The organism is Pseudomonadota bacterium (assembly GCA_030859565.1).
Lineage (GTDB): Bacteria > Pseudomonadota > Gammaproteobacteria > JACCXJ01 > JACCXJ01 > USCg-Taylor.
The window spans coordinates 1-25,081 of record JALZJW010000013.1 but is presented as its reverse complement, the minus strand read 5'-3'; the positions used below and the strand labels follow the sequence as shown (position 1 = coordinate 25,081).

Sequence of the window (25,081 nt, the reverse complement as noted above, 5' to 3'; positions counted from 1 at the left end):
CGGATGGATCAGCGCTATCTGTTCGACACCAATATCTGCATCTACATTATCAATCGCCGCCTCGGCCACGAGCGTCTACTGGATCGCGTGGGACAGCACCAATACGGCGAAATCTTAATCTCCGCGATTACCCTGGCCGAATTACGTTTCGGTGTGGCGAAAAGTCAGAGCCGGCGGCGCGCTGAAAACGAAAAGATGCTGGACCTGTTCCTGGCTCGTTTCCCCGTAATGGATTTCGACAGCGAAGCGGCAGCGGCCTACGGGCCAATACGAGTAGGATTAGAGGGGCAAGGCACGCCGATCGGCGCGCTGGGCATGCTGATCGCTGCCCCCGCGCTTAGTCTCGGCACCGTAATCGTGACTCACAACGCTCGCGAATTCGTGCGCGTTCCACAGTTGCCGGTGGAGAATTGGCTGGATGGCTGAGCGCCTGACCCAGCAAGAATTCGGATCATCGCGGTGGCTTTGGCGAGAATCTGCGTCAGCGCGCTTTCATTCACCGGGCGACCGGAAGCTATAACCATTGGACATGAGCCCGTCCAATGCCCGTATATGCGCTTCCTGCTTCGCGAGCAAGTCCAGGAACAGCGGCTTCAGCTCCGCCGGCGTGGCGGTAGCCTCCAGCACCTCGTGATAGCGCTTAAAGCCGGACTCCTCACCTGCCTTCAAGGCCCTAAGCACCATCCTATCGCCAAAGATGTTTGCCGCTCCGATGACGACCTTTGACCAGGTGCCCCACCCCCCGAAGTTTTGGGCCGCCCAGTGTTCCGGCTGCTGGATCTGGGCCTCGAGCCGCGAGACGGCCAGCTGATGGTCTCTAAGGATGGTGACTAATTCTTGAAACTCCGCGCTCCGCTCCGATTCTTGCCGCTCTTTGCGCAACGCCTGTTGATACGTTTCCACGGCGGAGCATTCCCTTTTCAAGAGCTTATCGGTGATCTCGTTCCAATTCATGTCGGTGTCCTGCTGAAAGATCGGCTGACTATCAGTTCTCCGTCGCGGTAGGTTCATCAACATCCGCGCCATACCGGGGCCTTGGATCAATATGCGCTTATAGTCAGTAAGTTGCACGACGCCACGCGTGCTGAGATCGGCCCGGTAGGATGGTGTGGGTAATAATTACGTAATAATTACCTGTACCCCTGTAGGTTTTACCGGAGGTAGCGGTCGAAAAGCTGCATGCAGGCGACCGGGCGGCTCTCCTCGCTAGATCCCGCTCATGTTCAACCGAGGCGCCTCAGGGACGTGGAGAGGCGCAGGGTTGCGCTTCTAGTGTAGCATCACTGAATACAGTCACCAATCCATCGATACCCCCACGTCATTCCCGCGGAAGCGGGAATCCAGCGTCTTTTGTGGATTCCGGGTCTCCGGCGCTTCGCACCTTCGCCCGGAATGACGGGGGCAAACGCGACCCGTTATTTACGAGACACTACACTAGCGCATCAGCCCCAGTACCCCGATGATGATGAGATAGAGGGCGACAATGTAATTCAGCAAAGCGGGGCGCACGAGGATCAAAATGCCTGCAATAATGGCGATAAGAGCGCCCGGGTCCAAGTACATGACACACCTCCTTCGGTAGGTTGGCGCAAGTAGACGAAAATATCGCTGGAGAAGCAATGTGCCACGGTTACTGACAAGGACTGCGCCCCTCGCTTGATTTCATGCGGCGATCGATGGTATCCATGGCGCGCCATGAGGATCGTGATCGGATCTGTTGCGATGATGGACGGCTATGCGGCACTCTCGGGCTCCCCGCCGCGAGCGCACCGCAGGCCATCCGTCGAGAAGCGAGCCGGTGACTGATGGGCGCCAACCTGTCCATGTTCAAGAAGGGGGTAGTCCTCATCGCGATCCCTTTACTCTTGCAATGGGCGTTCATCGGCCTCTTCCTATACATCCGCGAGGAAGGGCAGGAGGACCACCGCTGGCTCTCCCGTACCAAAGAGATCGTGGCCGAGGCCGGCCACACCCACCGTCTCCTGCTCGAGGCCCATAACGATATGCGCGGGTTCGTGATCACCGGGGACACTGCCTTCGCCCGGGCCTATGAGGAGGCCATCCAGGTCCTGCCCCGAAAGTTCGCGGCGTTACAACGCCGGGCCCACGACCCGGGACAGCGGTTGCGCATCACGCGGATAGCCGATGACGCGATTGCGGTGCTCGGCTTCCTCGGCGAGCTCAACGGTTTCATGCAGTCGGGAAAGCCGGAGCAGGCGGTCGCCGCGATTAAGGCCCTCACCGGCCGGGAACGCATGAACGACCTGAGCCAGGATATCGATACTTTTTTGCGGCGGCAGCACGAGCTGGACGGGGCGCGCGACGTGGCGGTGGAAGAGCGGTGGCGGCACGAGGACTGGTGGCTGGGCACGGGGGCCGTGGCGAGCTTCCTCCTCGGCCTGGGACTGACCTATGCCTTCAGCCGGGGGATCAGCCGGCGTCTTGAAGCCATGGTGCAAAACGCCCAGCGGCTGGTCGAGGGTGAGGCGCCGCTCCCGGTGCTCGGCGGCGAGGACGAGATCGGCCGGGTGGACCAGGCCTTTCACACCATGGCCACCACCCTCAGGCGCCGCACGGCGGATCTGAAGGCGTCGAACCGCGAGCTGCAGGACTTCGCCGCGGTCGCCTCCCACGATCTCCAGGAGCCGCTCCGCAAGATCGAGGCCTTTGGCAGCCGGCTGAAGACCAAGTATGATCAGGCCCTGGAGGAACCGGGGCGCGATTACCTCGCGCGCATGCTCGCCGCCACGGTGCGCATGCGCCGACTCATCAACGACCTCTTGAGCTTCTCGCGGGTGACGACCAAGGCCCGAGCCTTCGTGACGGTCGACCTCGCCGAGGTTGCGCAAGAGGTGGTGTCCGATCTGGAGGGGCGTATGTTTGATACGGGCGGGCGGGTGGAAGTCGGAGCGCTACCCACCATCGAGGCCGAACCGCTGCAGATGCGCCAGTTGCTGCAAAACCTCATCGGCAACGGGCTCAAGTTCCATCGCCAGGGTGAGCCGCCCGTGGTGCGGATCGAGGGCAGGCTGCTCGACCCCAGCGACCCGCCCGCCGAGGCCCCCCCCGCACCCGGCCCGCGCCGCTGCGAGATCCGGGTGCAGGACAACGGCATCGGCTTCGAGGAGGTCTATCGCGAGCGCATCTTCGAGCTGTTCCAGCGCCTGCACGGCCGCGATGAGTACGAGGGCACGGGGATGGGGCTCGCGATCTGCCGCAAGATCGTCACCCGCCACAGCGGCACCATCAGCGCGCGCAGTGCCCCCGGGCACGGGGCCACCTTCATCGTCACCTTAGCGGTCACACAGGAGGAGAACCCGGCATGAGACCACAGGGGAAATCCGTCACGATTCTCATGGCCGACGACGATGCCGACGACCGTCTGCTGACCCGGGAGGCCTTCAGCGACGCCCACCTGCGTAACGAGCTGCGCTTCGTCGAAGACGGAGCCGAGTTGATGGATTATCTCCATCACCAGGGTCAATACAGCGATCCCGCGGCGGCCCCGCGCCCGGGCTTGATCCTCCTCGATCTCAACATGCCCAAGAAGGACGGGCGGGAGGCGCTCGCGGAGATCAAGGCGGACCCGAATCTCAAGCACATCCGCATCGTCGTCCTCACCACTTCGAAGGAGGAGGAGGACATCTACCGCAGCTATGACCTCGGCGCCGCTTCGTATATTCAGAAGCCGGTAACCTTCGAGGCCCTGGTGAAGGTCATCAAAGCCCTGGGGAGGTACTGGCTCGATATCGTCGAGCTGCCGGGAGATCCGGATGGCTGAGGCGCAGGCGCCCCCGATCCGGGTGCTGCTCGTCGAGGACGACGAGGACGACTACCGTCTCACCCGCGAGCTGCTCGCCGAGGTGCCGGGGTATCGGGTCGAGCTCGACTGGGCGCCGAGCTTTGAGGCCGGTCTTACCGCGCTGGCGCGCCGTGCGCACGACGTGTGTCTGCTCGACTACCGGCTCGGCGAGTGCAGCGGGCTCGACCTCCTGCGCCGGGCGGCGGCCGAGGACTACGGGATCCCTTTCATCTTGCTGACCGGGCACAGCGCCTTCGAGCTAGACGTCGAGGCGATGCGGGCGGGGGCGGCCGACTACCTCCTGAAGGATCGGATCGATGCCGCGGCCCTCGAGCGCGCGATCCGCTACACCCTCGAGCGCAAGCGGAACCGCGAGGCACTGGCGAATTTCAACCAGCTTCTCGAGCGCCGGGTGCAGGAACGGACCACCGAGCTGGAGCAGTCGAATGCGGCGTTACAGGCAGAGATGCAGAGGTGCCGCGACGCCGAGGAGGCGCTCAAGGAGAGCCAGGAACGGCTCCGCCTGGCCATGACCACCGCGCAGATGGGCTATCACTACCGCGACTTTGAGACCGGGATGGCGATCTATAGCGATCAGCTCGGGGGGCTGTGCGGTCTGCCGCCCGGCTCCTCATTCGCCACCTATGAACAGTTTTTGAACGCCGTCCACCCCGACGATCGCGAGCGCGTGGCGGAGACCGTGGCCCGCGCGTCCCGGCAAGACACGGACTATGTAGACGAGTTTCGCATGATCTGGCCGGATGGAACGGTGCGCTGGCTTTCGGACCGGGGCAGGGTCTACCGCGATGAGCACGGTCAGCCTCTCTACGGCATCGGTCTGGCGTGGGACATCACCGCGCGCAAGGAGGCCGAGATGGAGCGTGAGGCCTTGTATGCCGAGGAGCAGCGATTGCGCGAGCGGGCCGAGGCCGCCGATCGCGCGAAAGACGACTTCCTGGCCCTGGTCTCGCACGAACTACGCACGCCCTTGAACGCGATAGTCCTCTGGCTGAACATCCTGGAGACCACACCCGAGCCGGATGCCCCGGCCCTCGCGAGGGCTACCGCATACCTCAAGCGCAGCGTCGATCAGCAACGGCGGCTGATCGACGATCTCCTGGACTCCGCCCGCATCACCAGCGGCAAGTTGCAACTCGAGGTCCGAGCCCTCGACCCTGCGGCCATAGCCGAGGCGGCGCTGGACGTCGTGCGTCCGGCCGCAGAGGCCCGTGGGGTCGAGATCTACACGCACATCGACGCGCATACGGGACCTATCACGGGAGACGCCGGGCGCCTGCAACAGGTCGTCTGGAATCTGCTCTCCAATGCCATCAAGTTCACGCCCCGCGGGGGTCGTGTCCATTTGCACATCGAGCGTGTGGAACCGTTCGTGCGGATCGTCGTGAGCGACACCGGGGCGGGGATCACTCGCGAGTTTCTTCCCTTAGTCTTCGACCGTTTTCGCCAGTCGGACAGCTCGAGTAAGGGCCGGCACGGCGGGCTGGGTCTCGGACTAGCCTTGGTGCACTATCTAGTCCAGTTGCACGGGGGGAGCGTGCGGGCCGAGAGCCCCGGCCAAGGGCGGGGCACGACCTTCACCGTGGACCTGCCGGTCCGCGCCGTGCGCCTCCCGGTTCCGCCCGTCCTACCGGCATCGGCGGGGGGAGGACGCAAGGTAGAAGATGAGGCCGCGGCTGCCGGCGCGAAGACACCCTTGCTCGCCGGTATGCGGCTGCTGGTGGTGGACGATCAGGAGGATGCGCGCGAGGCCCTGGCCACGATGCTGGCGCGCCACGGGGCCGAGGTGAGCGCCGCGGGCTCGGGGCGCGAGGCGCTCGCTTTGCTCGCCGAGAGTCTCGAAAGCGCGCCGCCGCACGTGCTCGTCTGCGACATCGCGATGCCCGAGCTGGACGGCTATGCGGTGATCGGCCAACTCCGGGCCTTGGAGAAAGAGCGCCTGATACCGCTGTCCGCGCAGGTCCCGGCGATCGCGCTCACGGCCTACGCGCAGCCCAAGGACCGGGTACGCGCGCTAGGCGCGGGCTTCCAGACGCACCTGGCGAAGCCCGTCGAGCCTGTGGAGCTGATACGGGTCATCGCGAGCCTCGTAAACGAGAATGTGAAGCAAGGCTCCGGCTGACCTAATGATCGGTCACTCGGCCGTCTGACCACGACCACCGGCTCCCGCCACCGTCATGCCAGCAACCCCGAATCGCGTACGCCGCAGGCACTGGCATACATGAAGTTGCTAACCGAACACATTTGAAATTTCGGGTACATCGTCAAGGTCCCTGTCCTTCCGCAACAGGCATCGTCTTTTCTCCCTTCCCCTCCGGGGGAGGCTGGGGTGATAGCCGTTCAGACGCAGACTGGGCTTTCGCGTCTCGAGCCGTAGCTGTAACTCTTTCCCCGTGGCTGGTATTTCTTACCGACGCCTATCGGCGTTGCCATCCGCTCCTGCCGGCAGGCTTAGTCTTAACCCTCTGAAGTTACGTCCCTTAATCCCGGATGAGGGGGCCCGGCATATGGATTGCTCCCGTTTGGGTGTGGCCGTACGACCAGCAGCCGGTGACACCGGTTTGCGACGTTCGCCGCCAGTGGCTAGAGACCTCCCATAATGCATGCGCATTGGGGGAGTTTGATACTTGAATTGCGGAGTGATTCCGGGAGGAGATTTGCGATGAACATAGAACACAACAGTTTAGTAGCTGCCGCGCTGGCCGTCGTCTTGCTCGGCGGGTGTGCGGGGAGTCCCACGCAGGCAAGCACCGGAGAGTACCTCGATGATACGACGCTGACCACCAAAGTGAAGACCGCCCTGCTGCAGGACCCGCAGGTCAGTGGGCTTGCGATCAATGTGGAGACCTTCAAGGGAGAGGTCCAGCTCAGCGGGTTCGCCAGCAGCGAAGAGGAACGGCAACGGGCTGCGGCTGTGGCTAACTCGGTCGACGGAGTTGCGGCGGTCAAAAACGATATCCGTCTGAAGTAACAGCGGCCCGCCAATGCAGCGGCAGGAAGATGGGCCTCATCTTCCTGCGCCCCCGCGATGTCCCTCTGATGGCCTAACGGTTCAAGGCTGGAAGCAGCCTCCGGGCTCGGTCCGGGGGTGCGCTTACCGCCGATGCGGCGAATCCGAGATACCCAGCGTTACTTCGGCCCCTTCGGGTTATTGTTGACTATCGCTTTGCTGCCAGAAAAGCCGTAGCCGATGGGCTTTCCGTTCGTATTGGTCTTTCCGCCGCAGGGTGCAATGTCGTGACTTGAGGTGGTGGAGCTTTCGAGTAATTTCTCCAATGTTGTGGGCCTCGCACTCAATAGCCGATTAAAAAGCGATGACGAGTTGGCGCAGAATGCCGCGTGCGTAATACTGCTGCGCTGCGAAGCTTCGTTGGCCAGCCGTGTGATAAAGATGTTTAGGTTTTTCCGTCCCGCGGCACCGTGTTTTCGTTGGAAGAACGACTGCAGGGATCGCCCATGTTTGACTAAATCGCCCTGATACTTTTTTACGAAGGCGTTATAGTGGATTCTATTGCCACAGGAAAGCGCAGCTACCATAAGCTCGGTTTGCAGGGCGCGGGTATTGAAGGCGGTCTGTTCGACTGGGCCTGGGCACGAATCCGCCCAAGCGGAATCTGCAGTAAGAAGGCCGGCCGTGATGACCATAGCTGATGTGAAGGTACGCACTGGGCTCCACTTTATAGAATTCACGAAACACCTCCCAAATAATTCGTAAGTGATTACTATGCCAAATCTATATGCTGTTGCCTAGCCGTAATTCTTGTCAGTACGATCTGGCGGATTGAACCGAGCCCGGCGGACCAAGGAAAGATACCCGCTCGTATCAGGCGTTTCTCGTCGGCAAATCGGCGCGGGAGGCCACACTGGTTCGTCCTGAGTCTGATTTGGGCTTGAGACTGCGTTAGGTACACGCGACCCCCTTCGTATCGAGGAAACAAGAGATTAATGCAGATTAGCCGACCGGCTTGGCTTATGCCGATGGCTTTAATCCCTTGGTCAGGGATCGCACGGGCGGATTTCACGCTCAACGTGCCGCAGGCCGTGACGCCGATTTCGCACAAGGTCTATGACCTGCACATGCTGATCCTCGCCATGTGCGGGATTATAGCGGCCTTGCTCTATGGCTTTATGTTTTACTCCATCTTCGCGCACCGCAAATCCAAGGGCGCGGTGGCGGTGCAGTTCCACGAGAACACTCTGGTAGAGGTACTGTGGACCGTGGTCCCATTCCTGATCCTCGTGCTGATGGCGGCGCCCGCAACCAAGGCGATGATCGCGATGTACGACACCTCGGAAGCGGAGGTCACGATAAAAGTGACGGGTTACCAGTGGAAGTGGCAGTATGAGTATCTCGAGGACGGGATCAAATTCGTCAGCAACTTGAAAACCCCAAGCGAGCAGATCTACAAGGGCGAAACGAAGGGAGAGCATTATCTGCAGGAGGTGGATAACCCGCTGGTGTTGCCGGTGGGCAAAAAGGTACGGTTTCTAATCACGGCCGCGGATGTGCCGCACGCCTGGTGGGTTCCCGACTTCGGCTGGAAGCGAGACGCGACACCGGGGTTTATAAATGAAGGCTGGGTGAGGATCGAAAAACCCGGCACCTATCGCGGGCAATGCGCCGAGCTATGCGGCCGCGGACACGCCTTCATGCCGATCGTCGTCGAGGCCAAGAGCGAACAAGACTATTCACAATGGGTTAAAGAGCAAAAGGCGCTCCTGACCGCCGCTCAAGATGTTTCGGGCAAGGGGCAATGACCTTCAGTCTGTATGGATAATGCGCGTTTGGGCGACTTCGTCGCGACCGTCTGGGCGCAATCGGTGGTTCCTGAGATCACCGAATACATCCGCATTCCCAATAAATCCCCGGCCTTTGACGCCGACTGGCAAGCCCACGGGTATATGGACGAGGCCGTGGCCCGGTTTGAACGCTGGGCCCGTTGCCAGCCCCTTCGAGATATGGAAGTTGAGGCCGTACGTTTGCCGAGGCGAACGCCGATGTTGTATATGGAAATTCCCGGCGCGGGCCCCGCCACGATCCTTCTGTACGGTCACTTGGATAAGCAGCCGGAGACGAGCGGCTGGCGTGCGGGCCTGGGCCCGTGGCAGCCAGTGTTCGAGGGAGAGCGTCTCTACGGCCGCGGCGCCGCGGACGACGGCTACGCGCTTTTTTCCGCACTCACGGCCATCGCGGGAATACAAGCCCAAGGGATCAAGCATGCGCGCTGTATCGTCATCATCGAAGCCTGCGAGGAGAGCGGTAGCTTTGACCTGCCGCACTATATCGATTTGCTGTCCGATCGCATCGGTAATCCCGATCTCGTCATCTGTCTCGATTCCGGCTGCGGTGACTATGCGCACTTGTGGTGCACGACCTCTTTGCGGGGTCTCATCGGCGGGGTGCTCAACGTCGAGGTCCTCACCGAAGGGGTGCATTCGGGCGACGCGAGCGGCATCGTCCCCTCGAGCTTTCGCATTTTGCGGCAAATCCTCAACCGCTTGGAAGATGCCGAGACCGGCGCGATCCTGCCTCCCGGCTTTAGCGTTGACATTCCCGAAGGGCGCATCGAGCAGGCTCGCCGCGCTGCGCAGGTCCTCGGCTCGCAAGTCCACGCCAAGTTCCCGTTCAGCGGGAAAACGCGCGCCCCGGCGGCGGAGCCGCTGACGCTGATTCTGAACCGCACCTGGCGGCCGGCGCTTGCGGTCGTCGGCGCCGAGGGCTTGCCGCCTCTCCGTCAGGCCGGCAATGTCCTGCGCCCCGCGACCGCGGTCAAGGTCTCCCTGCGGCTGCCGCCGACGTGCAACGCCGTGGCGGCCTCGCACGCACTTAAAGAATTATTGCAATCGGCTCCTCCCTATGATGCGAACGTGACCTTTACCCCGGATTGGTCCGCCACGGGTTGGAATGCGCCGCCCCTCGCCGATTGGCTTGAGAACGCGATCGATGCGGCCTCGCGGACCTTTTTTGAGAAACCCGCGGTGTACATGGGTGAAGGCGGCACCATCCCCTTCATGGCCATGCTGGGCGAGCGCTATCCCCACGCGCAATTTCTCATTACCGGCGTGCTAGGTCCGGGATCGAATGCCCATGGACCCAACGAGTTTCTGGATATTCCTACAGCCAAGCGCTTGACCTGCTGTATCGCCCGCGTCATCGCCGATCATTACCAGCATGGACGAGGGGGAGGATAACACAACGATGAAGGTTGGAGTGATCGGGCTAGGCGCGATGGGCGCGCCGATGGCCATGAATCTGCACCGCGCGGACTTGCTACGGGCCCTCTGGAATCGGACCCGCTCGCGGGCGCAAGCCCTGTCTCGGGAGACGGGTGTGGCCATCGCCGAGAGTCCGGCGGAACTCGCGGCGGGAGTGGACCTCGTGCTTACATCGGTGTCGCGCGATGCGGATCTCGAAGAGGTGATTAACGCCTTGCTGCCCGGCATTCGGCCGGGCAGTGTGGTGGCGGACACCTCCACCGTCAGCGCCGATACCGCGCGCGCAATGGCGGCGGCGCTCAAACCCAAGGGGGCGGCATTTCTCGATTGCCCGGTCTCCGGAGGCGTGGAGGGCGCGCGAAACGCTCGCCTGGCCATGATGGCCGGCGGCGAGGAGACGGTGCTGGAACTCATTCGGCCAGCCCTAGCCACCGTTGCCGCGACCATCGTCTACATGGGCCCCAGCGGTTTCGGTCAAGCGACCAAGGCGGTCAATCAGATCATGGCCGCGGGGATCAACCAGGCGGTGACCGAGGCCCTCGCCTTCGGTGAGTCCATGGGGCTGGACCTCACGAGAGTAATCGACGTCGTGAGCCAAGGAGCGGCCGCGAACTGGTACCTGAGTCACCGCGGCAAGACCATGGTGGCGGGGCGCTTTGATCCCGGATTTAAAGTCGCGCTCCATCATAAGGACCTTGCGATCTGCCGGGCGATGGGCGGCGGCCGGCCGCTGCCGATCGTGGATTTGACCCTGGAAAATTACCAGCGGCTCATCGACCGAGGTTACGGGGCGGAGGACATCTCGTCCCTGTACCGGATCAAGCGCGAACAACTCGGAGCGGGGTAACGCACGGCCCGAGGCGCAAACCGTAACGAGCGGCAAGTGCAACGCTACGGCCCGGCCCGTGATTTCGCTCGCCGGGATGATCTATCTCGTCCCCGCCTTGCCCTAAGGCGCGCGCTTTTTTCAAAGACCGGAACCCAACTCATTCGCGAGTGTTATTCATTAAGCTATGCTTATTGACCGCACATTGTCGCCTGGACATAATGGGGGAGTCGATCGGCGCCCGTTTAGCATTCGCACTAGGGGGCAAGCGCGGGAAGGGGCCTGTGCGGGCAGGGGTTGCGGCGCAGCAGTGCATTAAGGGGGGCATATGGCTACAGTAGCAGAGCCGGGGACGGCTAACGGGCGCGTGAAACTAGGTCTCGCGCTCTCGGGAGGCGGTTTTCGCGCCTCGTTCTTTCACCTGGGCGTTCTAGCCCAGATGGCGATGCAGGGCTTGCTCCGGCGGGTAGAGGTGATCTCGGCGGTCTCCGGCGGCTCGATCATCGGGGCGCTCTACTACCTGCACGTGAAGCGACTCTTGGAATCGGCTGCGGACTCCGACCTGACCGATGGCCACTACCAGCAGATGGTCGAGCGCATCGAGCGCGATTTCTTCGCGGCCGTACAGACCAACATTCGCATGAGCACCTTCGCCGATCCGGCCGCGAACTACAGGCTGCGGCAGCCCGACTGCTCGCGCAGCGACCGTCTTGCGGAGCTGTACAACGATCGCCTCTATCAAGGTGTCCTGCCCGGCCTACAACCCCCTATCAAGATACGCGAGGTCAAGATCCAACCTAAAGGAACCAATGCGGGGTTTCACCCCGAGGACGACAACCACGGCAGAAGCGCAAAGGTCCCTATTCTCCTTGTCAATGCGACCACGCTCAACTCCGGCCGTAACTGGCGCTTTACCGCATCGCGCATGGGGGAACCGCCGCGCGACAATGCCCTAGCGAGAGAAATAGACAAGAAGGAGATCCGCTTACGCCGGCCACCGTCCTACAGCGACATCCCGCCCCACCAACAAGACTTTACCCTAGGCCACGCCGTAGCCGCCTCCGCGTGTGTGCCGGGGATCTTTCCTCCGCTCGCGATCAGTGGCCTGTACCGTGATCCCGAGACGGGAGGCGAGATCCGCGTGCAGTTGGTCGACGGCGGTGTCCACGACAACCAGGGGATCCAGGGGCTCCTGGACGAAGACTGCACCCACTTCATCGTGAGCGATGCCTCGCGCCAAATGGACGAGAAACCTGAGCCCGCTACCCACTTCGATGCGGTCCTGGGCCGCGCGGTCGCGATCTCCCAGGACCGCTTGCGCGAAGAACAGCTTTTCCGTCTGTGGGGCCCCACCGACCGATCGTGCATTGCGTTCATGCATCTCCGGGCGGGACTGACCACTCGTGCCATCGCCTGGCTGGGACTCGACGGGCAGGCCGCGGCTCCCTTGCAGGAGGTCCTGCGACCTTCGATCTCGGCCGCCGACTTTCATGTCGATGACCGCGTCCAGGATCTCATTTCGGGGATCCGAACCGATCTCGACTCGTTCACCGAGGTCGAGGCCTGCACGCTCATGGCGGACGGGTATCTGATGAGCGACTCCGAGCTCAACAGCCTGGCTGCGGCGGTGACCGGCCGGCCGGGTGGGAACGCAAGGCCCGCGCATCTGGGGCCACCTGCGTGGGGTTTCCTCAAAATTAAGCCCTGGATGGAACGGCCCAACGAGGCCTATCTCAAGCACCTCAAAGTGGCGTCCTTTCAGTTTTTCAAGCTATTCAACTTGCTCCTGCCCCGCTGGGCAAAAGAGGCGCTCGCGGTACTCGCCGGCCTGGCGCTACTCGGGCTCGCCTGGATCCTGCTCGATGTGATGATTTCCGTCGGACTCGTCCTGCTGGGGGTGATACTGTGGGGGCTGAATCACTACAGCCCAAAGCTCGGCCGCGCCGTGCGGGTATTCCGCGCGCTGCGCGCGCCCGTGGAGACCATCGTCCGCTTTATCGCGAGAGCACTCATTCCGATGCTCGGGTCCTGGGCCGTAAACTTCCATCTCAAGTACATCGATCCGATCTTTTTGCGCTACGGCCAGATCGAGCGCTTGCCCCCGCCGGGGCCCTGAAGCACGGCGGTACAATGAACCCGGCAGTTCAATAGCCCCGCGCCCGCTTGCTGGCGAAGTTACGGTGCCTCCTGGAGTTGGCGGGACGGACCGGCAAATCATCGCGCTTGCTGATCTTCGGAAGTTTCGTCTCGAACACAGAATCGCCGAGGGATATTGATATCGTGCTGTTTATGCAAGGCGACTTTAAGCTCGAAGACGTCCCGCGCGAATGTCAGACGCTCTTCTCGCATGCAGACGCTGAGGCGCGTTTTGGAGCAAGCGTTTTCTGGCTGCGAGATGGAATGTTGTCGGACGAGATGGCAGAAGGGTTCCTGGATACATGGCAAACGAAGAGGGATGGTGCAAAACGCGGTATTGTAGAGGCGCCTGGAGATAGAGAGGATGCAGGGGAAGATCTTGGATTTCCTGGTCACACCGGCATCTTCTGGTGGTGCTCTCGCATAGATAAATCTCGCCACGGACGTACTTTTCAAGCGCCATCCGTGCAGGCATTTCCCGAATCGTTGAAGGTCGTCGACCGTTACTGTGCCTGTTAGGGTCGTCCATTACCTTCTTATGAGCTACAAATAATCTTGCCGTCTGTCGGTGAGCCACAAACGAGTGCTCTCCACCGAACCGATTGCTTTGCCCGCAAGCTCGATGAACGCCAGGACATCAAGCTTTTCGTGAAGCTGCCCGGATGGTTCAAGATCGATACCCCGGTCGGCGAATACAATCCCGATTGGGCCATCCTCAAGCACGACGGGCAGGCGCTTTATCTCGTGCGGGAGACCAAAGGCACGCGAGATTTCCTCAAGCTACGGACCAGCGAAGCTGATAAGGTGCGGTGCGGGCAGCGTCACTTCGAAGCATTGGGCGTGCCGTTCGCCGTGGCGGTTTCCGCGGCGAGGTGTGAAACCTAGACGACATGCACATCGACTAACCGCGATGAAGACTACCGCTCACTTAAATGCCAATGCCCGAACAAACCGACATGTGGATATGAACGCCCTCCAAGGAGGCCCACAAAAGCCGGCGGGGGGCGGTACAGCGCAGCCTCCACCGGGTTCCTAAAGCGTTTTCAGATATTCCAGCAGCTCCTATTTCTGGCTGTCACTGAGCGTTGCGCGGCGAACTTCTCGGCCGCCGCTCCCATACTCATCTCGGCGCCTAGCTTTAAAGAGCTCAGCGCTCGGTCATTGCTTGAGCACTGTCCCAGGTTCTCAACGGGCGCTAAAGATTCTCGGCTACCGCCGATACTAACCCGGTCGAATGGAAGAAGGGCTTAGCTAGGAGCTTTAACCATGTCATCGCGATCAGGATGGTGCGCGTTACTGTTGTTGGTCACCAGCGCGGCAAGCGCACAGACACACCCGGACCCGGAAATTACCGTGACTCGACTGCCGGTGCAGACCGAGGTTCCGCCTGTGCCCAATCTTACACCGTTACCCGATCGAGCCCGGAACGCGCTTCCTGACTCTGGAGAAGCACCACCAGCCAAAGCCAGGCGTAGGCCCCGCAAGGGGAGGATTGAACCCCCGGCCTTACTATCCAAACAGCCGCGCCGCTAGGGCTCGGGCGAGCGAGGCCAGGGCGCCTTGCTCGTCGATTCGTTCACGCTGGTTCTTACCCAAGGAAGGGTCACATGCGCAAATCTTACCACGTATTTTTATCATTCGTTCTCTCGTTTGGCTCGTATTCCGCAGCGTACGGCGAGGAGATCCGCGATTACTACGCCGAACCGGGTCTCAATCCCTTCAAGGAAACCCTCAATCAGGATCTCAACGAACACATCGATCCCTTCTCGGGCACCTTGCAGCACAAATACGTCGATGTGTATGTTCCCGGCAACGGCGGTCTGGATCTCAAGGTGAGCCGCGTGTATACCAGCCCCCAAGAAGCTCTCGGGGTGCGCACCGTCACCGGCGCAGGCTGGACCATGCATTTCGGCCGCGTCGTGATTCCTACGGACTACACGGACACGCTCTGCCTGCAAGACCTCTATGCGGTCAGCACCAAAGACAACCCATCGATTGAATTCCCCGATGGCGGCCGCGAGCTCTTGGTCCTCGATGCCGTGCACGGCACCTATCTCATCACCAAGAGCGGCTGGCGGGCCATGTGTAACGGCAGCGGTCAGGGACTCATCCTGACTTCTCCCACGGGCACGGTGTACACCATGGACGCGCTCAACACCTTGAACAACCATTGGAGCTGGTACACGACCCATATTCGTGATCGGCACGGTAATACCATCGATATCGCCTACAAGACCAACTCGTCGAACTTTATTTACATCGACACGGTGACCGCAAGTGACGGCCGTCAGGTCAAATTCGAGTACCTCGATGAGGAAAGCGCATCCATCCGGCTAAATAAGATCACTGCCAATGAGCAAACGTGGACTTACCGTTACGAGCCGATCGAGGCGATCGGCCCCGGGTACGGCGACAACTACCATAACCTCACCGAGGTGATCCGTCCCGATGGCTTGCGGTGGAGATATAGCTACTATCCTTATACCTCCCTCGAGACGGCCGGCAATTACGCTCTCAAGACCGTCACCTATCCGTACGGGGCCAACATTACCTACACGTATCAGCATATCGATTTTACTCCCACCGATCTGTCGATCGATAGAACCACCGCTATCGCCACCAAGGAGGTTTCGGGCAATCCACCCGGGATCTCGGTGGGCCCCGGCTCGTCCTTACCCAGTGGCACCTGGAGATTCGAGTTCGAGCCCCATTCACCGGAGTTATTCTTTACCGACAAGGGCACGTGGGCTTCCGGACTCGACAAGACCACCGTGAGAATGCCGGGCGGCAAGCAGGTTTTCTACCACTATGGGTACTCCTACACCGGGGGGCTGTCGAGCGGTCTCCTGTGGCTTACCGGAATGCTCTACAAGCAAGAAACCCGGGACGGCTGTTCGGCCGACAGTTGTGCGATCGTGGGATCGACTTTGGTGGATGAAGTTACTAACGGTTGGGAACCGCGGTTGATTTCCCACGAAAACTTCTGGCATGGCCGTGAGGGGATCGAAGTGGACACCTACGTCCCCCAGCTCGCGAGAAAGGTTCATATCCGCGATGATTCAGGAAATGAGATCCGTTACGAGCAATACGATGCCTTCGGCAATGCAGGGAGGATCATTGAGAGCTCCAACCTCGCCGGCGATCCCGATAAGGTGACCGAGCTCAGCTACTACATCGATCGCGAGAAATGGATCCTCCATCAAGTCGAGGACGAGACCATCCTCGGGGTGAATGGCGAGGTCGTAAGCCATACCGATCGTAGCTTCAACGATGACGCGATCTCATCGCCGCGGTTCAGAACGGCGTTCTGACGAGCCATACCTACACTGGCGAGGGGGATCTCGCGACCGCAACCGACGCGCGCGGGAGTATCACGCGCTTTGCGAGCTACCACCGCGGCATTGCGCAGATCGAAGAACATCCCGAGTCGGTCACGCTCGCGCGCGTCGTTAACGCCACCGGCACCGTCGCTTCGCAAACCAACGGCCGGGGTTTTACTCGGCACTTCACCTACGACCCGATGAATCGCTTGACGGGGATCACCTATCCGCTCAATGCCCCGGTCAGCATCGTCTGGGACGCGAACGGGAAGACCCTCACCCGCGGGAGCTATGAGGAGCGCATCACACTCGACGGCTTCGGACGGGTGGTCAGCACCACCCGCGCCGACACGGCGCTCGGGATCAGCATCACTCAAACGCTGAAGTACGACATCCACAGCAACAAGCTCTTCGAATCCTATCCGAACTCCGAAGCCGGGGTGAGTTATGCCTATGACATTCTCAAACGCCTCACCACCCTGCAGCACCCCGACGGTGCGCTACGGAGCTACGTCTACGGGGCCGGTGAGGTAACGGAAACCGACGAGCGGGGCAATTCGACGAATTACCTCCATCGCAGTTTTGGCGATCCGGACAAAGGCAAGGTCCTCGTGCAGATCACCGCGCCGAATGATCTCTATACGATCCTCGACTACAACCTACTCAACCTCCCGACCAGCATCTTCCAGGGCGAACTCACTACCACGGGATCGTTCTCCGGCTACACCCGTCGGCTGAGCTACGACAGCCGCTATTTCCTCGCCTCGGTCTCAGATCCCGAGACCGGAGTGACGGCCTACGGCCGCGACGAGGTGGGCAATATGATCTCGCATCAGGTGGGAAGCTCCGGGGTGACGGCCTACACTTACGATGCTCTCAACCGCCAGGTGTTCAGCGACTATCCGGGCACCACCCCCGATGTCACCAAGAGCTACGATGCCGATGGGCATCTCACCAAGCTCACCAACAGCCAAGCCGTGATTGACCACCGGTATGACGAGAACGACAATCTCATCGAAAAGGTACTGACGCTCGACGCCGTCCCCTATGCGCTCAACTTCACCTATAACGCGCTCGACGGCCTCGCAACGCTTACCTACCCCTCGGGGCGCGTGGTCGACTACTTCCCGGATGCCTTCGGCCGCCCGACACGGGCCGCGCCTTACGTGAGCGGGGTGAGCTATCATCCCTCCGGCCAGCTCGCCCGGATCAACCACGCCAACGGCGAGCGCACTGAGATCACGCTCAACGAGCGGCAGTGGATTTCCGAGTTTCTGCACCATGGACTTGCGGAGCTCCATTATGCTTACGATGCGCTCGGCAACGTGCTCGACCTGAGCGATCCCTTGAACCCCGCCGAGGACCGCGCCTTCGGTTACGATGCGCTCAATCGGCTGACAAGCGCCCAAGGCCGCTGGGGTCAAGGAACCTTGAGCTACGATGCCTTGGGCAATCTGCGCTCGCTGAACCTGGGCGCGAACACCGAGCGCTACGAGTACAGCGGCTGCGCCTGAGGACGCGCATCCATAACGAGAGCACCAGCTCCTGGTATGCCCACGATGTCTACGGAAACGTCCGGCTGGACGTGGACGTGCTCGGTTTAAGCTCAAACGCCCCGCAGGACCGAGGGCAGCAGTATACCTACGATGATGCCGGGCGCTTGCGCAATGTGCTCCGAATGGAGAACATCGCGAGTAATCCGACGTCCTCGCAGTACTACTTCGACTACGACGCTCAGGGGCAGCAGATCCGGCGCACCGCTCCCAACGGCGAGATCATCCACTTCGTCCATGGGCGCGCGGGCCAACTGCTCGGTGAGTACGGCGGCTCGCTCCGTCACGGCAAAGAATACGTCTACCTCGGTAGTCAGCTCCTCGCAAGCGCTGAGACCAACCAGTCCCCCGCGGCCGAGGCCGGAGCCGATGAGACGGTCTTGGGCGGCGCCACCGTCCTCCTCGATGGCCGGGCGTCAATGGACCCCGATGGGCGGATCGTGCGCTACGCCTGGGTGCAGAGCGCGGGTGCACCGGTGATCCTCAGCGGGCCCACGACCGCCACCCCGAGCTTCAGCGCCCCGCTGCTGGGGAACACCTCGACGCTCGGCTTCACCCTCACCGTCACCGATGACAGCGGGGAGGAGGCACAGGATAGCGTGCGGATCACCGTGCTCGGGAACTCTGCACCCACCGCTGATGCAGGCCCCGATCAGAGCGTGCGTGGCGCTGCCATCGTTGCCCTGGACGGGACGGCCTCGAACGACACCGACGGCCACATCGCCCGCTACGCCTGGCAGCAGACGGCCGGCACGTCTGTGATCCTGAGTGGGGCCGACACCGCGATCCCGAGCTTCACCGCCCCGAGGCCAGCCGAGGCCCAGGTGCTGAGCTTTGCGTTGACCGTCACCGACAATCTCGGCGCGCAGGCCACCGCCGCGGTGCACATCACCGTCCTCGGCAACGAACCCCCGAGCGCCGAGGCGGGTGCCGATCAAGCGGCGCCGGGTGGCAGCTCAGTCGGGCTCGATGCAACGGGCTCGACGGATCCCGACGGGAGCATCATCGCCTACGCTTGGTCGCAGACGGGCGGGCCGGCCGTGAGCCTCAATGGCGCAGATACCCCGACCCCGCACTTCATTGCCCCCCTCTCCGGCAATGACGAGGTGCTCAGCTTCACCCTCACGGTCAGCGATGACATCGGTGCGAGTGCAAGCGATTCCGTGACCATCACCGTGCAACGCGTAGCGCTCGGCAACCAGCCCCCGAGCGCCGAGGCGGGAGCCGATCAAAAGGTACGCGCCGGAGGCGTGGTAGAATTGAATGGTGGCGCCTCCACCGATCCCGAGAGCCAGCCCCTTCGCTATCAGTGGGCCCAACTCGAAGGCCCGCGCCTACGGCTCGCGGGCGCGAGCACCTCCCGGGCGCGCTTCACCGCCCCTTATGTCGCCATAGATACGCACCTACGCTTTGAGCTAACCGTGACCGACAGAGCAGGGCTCTCGGCCGAGGACACGGTGGACATCGTGGTGCAACCGACTGTGCCGGGCGCAGACACCCAAGCACCCATCACCCGGCTCCTCACCACCCCCCTGCGCTTCGGAGGCACGGTATACTACCCCGTGCTTCTCAGCGCCAACGAGCGCGCCACTACTTACCTGTGGGTGAGCGATCCCAACGCGCTCCGCCTGGGGGCGCTGAACACGACCGAGTGGCAGGTGTATCGAGGACCCTTCCTCGTCACGCTCACCGCCGGTGAGACCTTTACCGTGGAGTACTACTCCATCGACAGCGCCGGGAATCAGGAATCCATCAAGACAAGGGTGTTGCAGTGATGACGACCAAAGGACGGTGTATGCATTTCCTCATTGCGTGTCTCCTCACCCTGCTCGCCCTGCCTGCAGGCGCGGTCGAGCGGGTCATCCACTACCACAACGACGCCTTGGGCTCCCCCATCGCCGCGACCGATCAAGATGGCCGCGTGGTGTGGCGAAAGTCCTATACGCCTTACGGTCAGCCGATCGGCCCAGGGGCCCCGAACGAGCCCGGCTACACCGGCAAGTTCGAGGAGCCCGACCTGGGGATCCAGAACTTCGGCGCCCGCTGGTACGACCCGCGGATCGGCCGCTTCCTCGCTATCGATCCGGCGGGCTTCGATCCCCAAAACCCCCAAAGCTTTAATCGGTATGCCTATGCGAATAATAATCCGTATAGGTATGTGGATCCCAATGGCGAGAGCCCGCTCGATGTAGGCTTCTTCATCGTCGACACCGTCAACTTCGGGTTGGCCGTCGCCTCGGGCGATCCCGCTGCGATACAATCGACGGGCCTGGACCTCGCCGCGAGCACCGTGGGCCTCGCGAGCCCGATCCCCGGAACCGGGCTCGCCATCAAGGCCGCACGCGCGGCGGATAAGGTCACAGACTTAGCAAGCAACGCCCGAGTTGTGATCGGTGAGAATATGGATAGAGTCCAACGGTTCGCAGACAAGCTCGGCGCTGATACCTTTAGAGGAGAAAGCATGGAAGCGAATATGAGATGGATACGCGAGCAGAAAACAGCAGGAAAGGAAGTTATTGACATCGGCCCAGATTTCAGTCGCCGCGAAAAGCGGGTTTCACAGGGTACGAGGCCAGATAGTCCGTTCTATAACATGGAACGGAAAGAAACGGGTGGTTATGAAGGGTACAAAAAAGGTTTTGAACGACACGAGAAGCGGGAAGGCGGTGTTCCGGGTTTTGATGAGTGACAATGATGGATAAGCAACTCGCTAACTATTTCTTCCAGGAAGCATGTATGGCGCTTGGCTTCCTGGTTGACGGCTACTCATTTGCTCCTCCGGAACTTGTGATCGATGACCGGATCAATTTTGCGTTTGTCACGTTCATGAATAAGAACCTCGCGATCGAACTTATTCTCGACGAACACGATAACGACATAGACTGCAAAGTCGCCTGTGTCTTTAACGGCAAGAAGACAGAACATTATGCCCTTAACGATGAAGGCACCAGAGTTCGTGATAGCTTGACTAATGTGCTCAGACGTCGTGGGATTCGAAATCGGTTTTTTCAAAATGTCGGGGACCTGTCTTTGCACGACAAGATAAAGCCAACACTCGCCGACTTTTCACAAATGCTTATAGAGTACGGTAAGGACATATTGGCCGATTCACCCAAAGCATTGTCTTGATGGCATGAACCTCATCCGGTCCTGATTACGTGGCACGGTTAGGGGTTACCGCGCACCTAAGTCGCATAAACAAAGGGGTCAAGTCTCGCGAGGGAATTAGGGCAGTATCGCGGGATATCGGGGACACGTAGAGGATTAGGAAAGGATTAGGGGACAGATCCAAAAGCGCACCTGCTACGACGCATAAACAAATATATCGTGGTCTGTCCCCTAATTCCCCTCTAATTCCCCTAATTCCCATGCCTGATTCCATCGCCGGCGTCACGTGCAGCGTCTTCTGGATGCGCCCGAAATTGTAGTACATGAAGTGCAGCGCAACCGCGTGAGCATGGTTCTCGATCTTCCTTGAAAAACCCATTGGTCAGCGGGGTAAATCGGCGAATCCGCCATACGCATTGTGAGGTTCTGTCGCTCCACGTAGGACGTTGAAACATGCGGCCTTGTCGGGGGGTTCCCGCAGACTGTCCCGGTATTCGTCCCCCAGCACTCACCTGGCCTGTACTTGCGCTCCTTGGCCGGCAGTCTCGCCGCACCGTAGACCTTCACTAGCATCCGTTGGGCTACGGGGGCGGAGAGCAAGAATGAAACCGTCGAGCGGTAGCACCCGTTAGACGGTGTTTTATTTAGTTCCAAAATTTTCCGGTGGCTCTTCCTCCACAGTCACGAATTCAGTATCTATCAGCCCAAACGTATTTGGCGCTGGTCGGATGAAAATTAGACCCTTTCTCACATAACCTGCGAGCGATCCCGCTACCGATAGGCGACTCTTCTTGCTGTTTTCCTTGCCTATCGCTGACACAATCTCAGAAATATGGAGCGGATGCCCAGCTTGTTTGATTGCGTCCCTGGCTTTACTCATGGCACTTCCAGGACGGAGCAATTCGTTTGCTTGCGCCACCACCCCGCCTTCCTTTGGACTTAGCCGAAGCATATCGGTCAACGCTTGCAAATACGCTTTTGCCTCACGTGTCCGAGTCACAAGTTCTTGAGTTTGAGCCTCAAGGTCTTGAATATGCTCATGCTTTTTCCGAATGAGCGATTCCAATTTTTGACGCGGTATCATGGAAGCAATTCCATTGTACATCAATTCTCTCACACTGTATGGTGCGCGTCAATTTATGTTATGGCGTATGGCGCGGATGGTATTGAAGGTAACTTGAAAAACGATTACATTGTGGGATCACCTAACCGGACGGAGAGTCATAAGCGTGAATTCTAGGATAATTTCCAACGAGTTGGACAGGTTCAAAAGAATAGGCCCGAGGGGTGGGGAGTATTGGATGGGCCGGGAGTTGCAGCAAGTCCTCGGTTACGGCACGTGGGAAAACTTCGAGAAGGCAATCGAGAAGGCGCGTATGGCGTGTGTAGCTTCGGGAGAGGACTTAGATGATCATTTTCGTGAAACCACGAAAATGATCTTGATTGGGAAGGGCGGGAAGCGAGCGGCAAAGGATTTCTTTCTCAGTCGCTACGCGTGCTATCTAGTGGCAATGAATGGCGATCCCTCAAAGCCAGAAATCGCCACTGCTCAGACCTATTTCGCGGTTCAGACACGACGACAAGAGACACAAGATGCAAAGCTTCTGCTCGATAAACGAGTCGAGTTGCGCAACAGACTTTCAGGGGCAGTGAAGGTGCTAAATAGCGCCGCGCGAGAAGCCGGGGTCCAGAATTACGCACTGTTCCATGATGCTGGGTATCGCGGCTTATATAGCATGGGGCTTGCGAACATTAAGAAACGTAAGGGGTTGGGCGAAAGGGAAGAGTTATTCGACAGAGCGGGACGCACGGAACTTGCGGCGAATGAATTTCGCGTCACTCAAGCTCAGCAAAAAATAATTCGTGAGAGGATTGCTGGCGAACAGGAAGCTCGGAGGACTCACAGAGAGGTCGGCGAAAAGGTCAGAAAAACCATCCAAGAGATAGGAGGCGTGATGCCAGAAGACTTGCCGCCTGAACCTTCTCTCAAAAAACTAATCGGCGCGAAAACGAGAAAGTTGCCTAAACCTTTTTCCACCTAGCGGTAGCAGAGCCTTTCGAGTTACTTCCTTTCTCCGCCTCGCGCTTAGGCTTTTTGCTCTAGCTAGCCTTCCCACCCTTCAGCCGCCCCTACACCAAGGCTGACCGCCGCAGAGTCTTTGCTTGCGTCTGGGGGGGTCTTGAATCTCGCTAGTAGTCGGCTATCAGCTTTGCGAGCTGGTTGGAGTCGTGCGGTCTTTTGGATTTGCTTGCTGAAAACCATCGGTCCTCGACCGAACTAAAGAGAAATTACAGCAGATGTTGAACGTGACTTGCTACGACGGATAATAGCCATTCGTTAGCGCTCGGGGATAAATATGGAAGCAAATGATAAGGTGCAGATTCTCCTCAAGGAGTATGACACGCTCCGAGCAGAAATACTCCAACGCATCGCTCACCGCTTTGCGTCTCTAGGTTTGATAGGCGCTATGGGTGCATATGCCTTTTTTATTGAAGAGCAACTGATAAAAGATCAGATAATCGTGCTCACTATAAGCGTCATCGTTGTTGGCGTGAATCGGTTCCAGCAAGGCAATCTAATCAGGCGGTGCTCTAATAGAATCGCTGAGATAGAAGTAGCGGTAAATTCCTTAGCCGAAGGCAAGCTGCTCGTATGGGAGCACGAAAAACGAGGATCGAAGATCTTTCATAAACTCTATAACGGCGGTATACGCGCTGAGGCGGCACGACCGCTCTATTTCTCTATGCCCTGGTCGTAAGGGCCAGCGCCAAGCTCTTGCGCGTACGCCAATGGCGCAGATTCAGAGACGTTCTTACGCGCTGTGCGGAGCGAACGAAGGGCTTTTTCTTCATTGAGATCGGTGCGAACGATGGCGTCACCCAAGATATCCTCCATCAGTACATCGACAAGTATCGCTGGCGGGGGATCCTGGTCGAGCCTGTGCCTTATTACTTTGAGAAGCTCAAGCGCACCTACGAAGCGAACGATCAGTTGGCCTTGGAAAATGTTGCGATTTCCGATACAGACGAGATCCGAGACTTCTACCGCGTGCGCGAGGGCGTGAGCCATTTTGCTTATTGGTCAGAAGGCTTGGGCTCTTTCGATTTGAATGTGGTCCTAAGCCATCGGTGGGTGATGCCCGACATAAGCGACTATATCGTCACTGAAAAAGTCGAATGCATATCCTGGCGGTCGCTGCTCCTAAGACACGGCCTGAAAAAAATCGATTTACTGGCTATCGATACTGAGGGGTATGATTACGAGATCATCAAGCAGATCGACTTCGATAAACTAAGCCCTCTGATTCTCATCTACGAGCACAAGCACATTAAACGAGACGAACGTAAGCGCTGCGAGTCCATGCTCCGCGCGCATCGATATGCGCTCAGAAAGCAGCGCGGGAATACGCTTGCTTATCTGCCTGAAGCGATGTCGTAAATACCAAAGTAGAGCAAAAAGCGACCGCGCTCGATATATCTCTCGAAGTGAAATCTGAGGAGCAGGTAGTCAGCTATAACAAAGAGGCGAGAATCCTCAGAATATGGGATGGCAATAGCCAGCAACCCATAACGCAGGAGGTATTCTCGCCATGAAGAAGCGTAACTATCGTGCTCAGAAAGTCAACGAGATTCGGTGGGAAGAGATGGCCGATCGGGTCAAGGACAAGGTGGTGGTGTGGGCCATTGATGTGGCCAAGGTCGAGCAGTATGGGGTCTTGATGGACGGCGAGCGGGAGGTGGTGGTCACGGTGAAGTGGGCGCACCCGGCGGAGACACCGGCGCTGCTTGAGCGGCTGCGGGACTTAGCCTGTGAGTCGCTCACGGCGGTGATGGAATCCACCGGGGTCTATGGCGACACGCTGCGCAAGCAGTTGCGTGAGGCGGGGTTTGAGGTCCATCTGATGAGCGCCAAGCGCGTGCACGATGCCTGTGAGGTCTATGACGGGGTCCCGAGTATGCACGATGCGAAGGCGGCGCAGGTGATTGGGCGGCTGTATTTTGAAGGGGCGAGCCGGGTATGGGTGGAAGCGAGCGAGCAGCAGCGCAGCCACGATGCCATGGGGCGGCTCTACCGACTCTACCAGAAGCAGCACCAGCAACA

At 59.8% G+C, this 25,081-nt stretch carries 24 protein-coding genes and 1 pseudogene; 20 read left to right on the top strand and 5 right to left on the bottom strand.

The window, feature by feature from the left end; translation table 11 throughout:
- Positions 1 to 3 precede the first annotated feature (3 nt).
- Entirely contained in the window at positions 4 to 426 is a 423-nt protein-coding gene (locus tag M3436_03505) for a PIN domain-containing protein (GenBank protein MDQ3563231.1), read from the top strand.
- Positions 427 to 492: 66 nt separating this feature from the next.
- On the opposite strand, the gene M3436_03500 is transcribed toward M3436_03505, so the two are convergent.
- Both M3436_03500 and M3436_03495 read right to left on the bottom strand, forming a co-directional pair.
- Positions 493 to 954 (bottom strand): hypothetical protein, encoded by a 462-nt coding sequence (locus M3436_03500; protein MDQ3563230.1) that lies wholly within the window; start codon positions 952 to 954, stop codon positions 493 to 495.
- A 480-nt stretch (positions 955 to 1,434) separates the two neighbouring features.
- Positions 1,435 to 1,563: a DUF3096 domain-containing protein gene (locus tag M3436_03495; GenBank protein MDQ3563229.1), complete on the bottom strand. Its 129-nt coding sequence runs from the start codon at positions 1,561 to 1,563 to the stop codon at positions 1,435 to 1,437.
- A gap of 242 nt (positions 1,564 to 1,805) precedes the next feature.
- On the opposite strand from M3436_03495, the gene M3436_03490 reads away from it, so the two are divergent.
- The 4 genes from M3436_03490 to M3436_03475 all read left to right on the top strand — a co-directional run bounded on the left by M3436_03490 (position 1,806) and on the right by M3436_03475 (position 6,791).
- Positions 1,806 to 3,326, top strand: a complete 1,521-nt coding sequence (locus tag M3436_03490; protein ID MDQ3563228.1) for an ATP-binding protein — start codon at positions 1,806 to 1,808, stop codon at positions 3,324 to 3,326.
- Positions 3,323 to 3,781: a response regulator gene (locus M3436_03485; protein MDQ3563227.1), complete on the top strand. Its 459-nt coding sequence runs from the start codon at positions 3,323 to 3,325 to the stop codon at positions 3,779 to 3,781. Before M3436_03490 ends, M3436_03485 begins: the two co-directional genes overlap by 4 nt.
- A complete protein-coding gene (locus M3436_03480) occupies positions 3,774 to 5,942 on the top strand; it encodes a response regulator (protein MDQ3563226.1) in 2,169 nt (722 codons plus the stop codon). The genes M3436_03485 and M3436_03480 overlap by 8 nt, the downstream gene beginning before the upstream one ends.
- Positions 5,943 to 6,482: 540 nt before the next feature.
- Positions 6,483 to 6,791, top strand: coding sequence for a BON domain-containing protein (locus tag M3436_03475; protein MDQ3563225.1), 309 nt, complete (start codon positions 6,483 to 6,485; stop codon positions 6,789 to 6,791).
- A 158-nt stretch (positions 6,792 to 6,949) separates the two neighbouring features.
- Here M3436_03475 and M3436_03470 read toward each other — a convergent pair whose 3' ends face one another.
- On the bottom strand, positions 6,950 to 7,510 hold the full coding sequence (locus M3436_03470) for a hypothetical protein (GenBank protein MDQ3563224.1): 561 nt from the start codon (positions 7,508 to 7,510) through the stop codon (positions 6,950 to 6,952).
- Between the two features lie 282 nt (positions 7,511 to 7,792).
- On the opposite strand from M3436_03470, the gene coxB reads away from it, so the two are divergent.
- The 11 genes from coxB (at position 7,793) to M3436_03415 (ending at position 21,000) form a co-directional block, all read left to right on the top strand.
- Positions 7,793 to 8,578: a cytochrome c oxidase subunit II gene (gene coxB, locus M3436_03465; protein MDQ3563223.1), complete on the top strand. Its 786-nt coding sequence runs from the start codon at positions 7,793 to 7,795 to the stop codon at positions 8,576 to 8,578.
- Between the two features lie 12 nt (positions 8,579 to 8,590).
- Positions 8,591 to 10,012 (top strand): M20 family metallopeptidase, encoded by a 1,422-nt coding sequence (locus tag M3436_03460; protein MDQ3563222.1) that lies wholly within the window; start codon positions 8,591 to 8,593, stop codon positions 10,010 to 10,012.
- Positions 10,013 to 10,019: 7 nt separating this feature from the next.
- Entirely contained in the window at positions 10,020 to 10,883 is an 864-nt protein-coding gene (locus M3436_03455; protein ID MDQ3563221.1) for an NAD(P)-dependent oxidoreductase, read from the top strand.
- A gap of 307 nt (positions 10,884 to 11,190) precedes the next feature.
- Positions 11,191 to 12,978, top strand: a complete 1,788-nt coding sequence (locus M3436_03450) for a patatin-like phospholipase family protein (protein MDQ3563220.1) — start codon at positions 11,191 to 11,193, stop codon at positions 12,976 to 12,978.
- A 107-nt stretch (positions 12,979 to 13,085) separates the two neighbouring features.
- Positions 13,086 to 13,517 (top strand): hypothetical protein, encoded by a 432-nt coding sequence (locus tag M3436_03445; GenBank protein MDQ3563219.1) that lies wholly within the window; start codon positions 13,086 to 13,088, stop codon positions 13,515 to 13,517.
- Positions 13,518 to 13,553: 36 nt separating this feature from the next.
- The gene (locus M3436_03440) at positions 13,554 to 13,883 is read left to right on the top strand and encodes a hypothetical protein (protein ID MDQ3563218.1); all 330 of its coding nucleotides are present in this window, start codon (positions 13,554 to 13,556) and stop codon (positions 13,881 to 13,883) included.
- Positions 13,884 to 14,605: 722 nt separating this feature from the next.
- The gene (locus M3436_03435) at positions 14,606 to 16,309 is read left to right on the top strand and encodes a hypothetical protein (GenBank protein MDQ3563217.1); all 1,704 of its coding nucleotides are present in this window, start codon (positions 14,606 to 14,608) and stop codon (positions 16,307 to 16,309) included.
- 209 nt (positions 16,310 to 16,518) lie between these two features.
- Positions 16,519 to 17,832, top strand: coding sequence for a hypothetical protein (locus M3436_03430; protein ID MDQ3563216.1), 1,314 nt, complete (start codon positions 16,519 to 16,521; stop codon positions 17,830 to 17,832).
- A 71-nt stretch (positions 17,833 to 17,903) separates the two neighbouring features.
- Positions 17,904 to 19,646: a PKD domain-containing protein gene (locus tag M3436_03425; protein ID MDQ3563215.1), complete on the top strand. Its 1,743-nt coding sequence runs from the start codon at positions 17,904 to 17,906 to the stop codon at positions 19,644 to 19,646.
- 20 nt (positions 19,647 to 19,666) lie between these two features.
- Positions 19,667 to 20,560 (top strand): RHS domain-containing protein, encoded by an 894-nt coding sequence (locus tag M3436_03420; protein MDQ3563214.1) that lies wholly within the window; start codon positions 19,667 to 19,669, stop codon positions 20,558 to 20,560.
- 5 nt (positions 20,561 to 20,565) lie between these two features.
- On the top strand, positions 20,566 to 21,000 hold the full coding sequence (locus M3436_03415) for a hypothetical protein (protein MDQ3563213.1): 435 nt from the start codon (positions 20,566 to 20,568) through the stop codon (positions 20,998 to 21,000).
- Between the two features lie 25 nt (positions 21,001 to 21,025).
- Here M3436_03415 and M3436_03410 read toward each other — a convergent pair.
- Both M3436_03410 and M3436_03405 read right to left on the bottom strand, forming a co-directional pair.
- Positions 21,026 to 21,432: pseudogene (locus M3436_03410) on the bottom strand (hypothetical protein).
- Positions 21,433 to 21,619: 187 nt separating this feature from the next.
- Positions 21,620 to 22,084, bottom strand: coding sequence for a winged helix-turn-helix domain-containing protein (locus tag M3436_03405; protein MDQ3563212.1), 465 nt, complete (start codon positions 22,082 to 22,084; stop codon positions 21,620 to 21,622).
- A 196-nt stretch (positions 22,085 to 22,280) separates the two neighbouring features.
- Here M3436_03405 and dinD point away from each other — a divergent pair, with 196 nt between their 5' ends.
- From dinD to M3436_03385, 4 genes are all read left to right on the top strand, one after another.
- Positions 22,281 to 23,021, top strand: coding sequence for a DNA damage-inducible protein D (dinD, locus tag M3436_03400; GenBank protein MDQ3563211.1), 741 nt, complete (start codon positions 22,281 to 22,283; stop codon positions 23,019 to 23,021).
- A 315-nt stretch (positions 23,022 to 23,336) separates the two neighbouring features.
- On the top strand, positions 23,337 to 23,738 hold the full coding sequence (locus M3436_03395) for a hypothetical protein (protein MDQ3563210.1): 402 nt from the start codon (positions 23,337 to 23,339) through the stop codon (positions 23,736 to 23,738).
- A 17-nt stretch (positions 23,739 to 23,755) separates the two neighbouring features.
- Positions 23,756 to 24,418: an FkbM family methyltransferase gene (locus M3436_03390; protein MDQ3563209.1), complete on the top strand. Its 663-nt coding sequence runs from the start codon at positions 23,756 to 23,758 to the stop codon at positions 24,416 to 24,418.
- 151 nt (positions 24,419 to 24,569) lie between these two features.
- On the top strand, positions 24,570 to 25,081 hold a 512-nt coding region (locus M3436_03385), incomplete at its 3' end, for a transposase (protein ID MDQ3563208.1).